The organism is Candidatus Hydrogenedentota bacterium, assembly GCA_016791475.1.
GTDB lineage: Bacteria > Hydrogenedentota > Hydrogenedentia > Hydrogenedentales > JAEUWI01 > JAEUWI01.
Window position 1 is genome coordinate 1 of record JAEUWI010000387.1, and the last position, 559, is coordinate 559.

1 protein-coding gene is annotated in these 559 nt (G+C 52.6%); it reads right to left on the bottom strand.

Features of this window, described 5'->3' with window-relative positions; genetic code table 11:
• The coding region (locus JNK74_29830; protein MBL7650370.1) for a molybdopterin-guanine dinucleotide biosynthesis protein MobA at positions 1-391 on the bottom strand (391 nt) is incomplete at its 3' end.
• Positions 392-559: the final 168 nt, after the last annotated feature.

A 559-nucleotide genomic window follows, 5' to 3' on the forward strand; every position in this document is an offset into this window, starting at 1 on the left:
ATTGCTCTTTGCGGGCATCAATGATGACGATCTGACGGGCCGCTTCAAAGTGGTTGCCATTCACCAGAATCAGGTCCTGCCCGTTGAATAAGGGCCGGAATTGAAAAGGGCCCATCTCACTACCCCACTCAAAACGGCGATGCGTGATTTTGTCGGTGTATTCCATTGAAGCCCCTTTTCCGAGCGGGGTTTGCGGTGCTTCTGTTGCATCATCTGCGCTTTTGTGATCAGCATCTACATAAGCAACCTTGTATTGGTCTGAAAGCAGGCCGATGAGGCTTTGCGCCAGGGTCTGGATGCTGCCGCAGGGCGCACCAATGATGGCCCACTCGTTCCGGCCAAAATGGCCGAGAGCGGGGCGTTTGAGTGCGGTATGTTTTTGGTGGGACATGATTTTGACGGTTGACGGTTGACGGTTGACGGTTGACGGTTGACGGTTGACGGCTTTTCTATTCTTGCTTACTTCAGAGATACGCCTTTAAGGGGCGCTGAATTAATAATTGTCGCTTTCGGCAGGCAAGGCATTTTGGTTCTAACCGAGGCGAGGGTTCCCGACCTT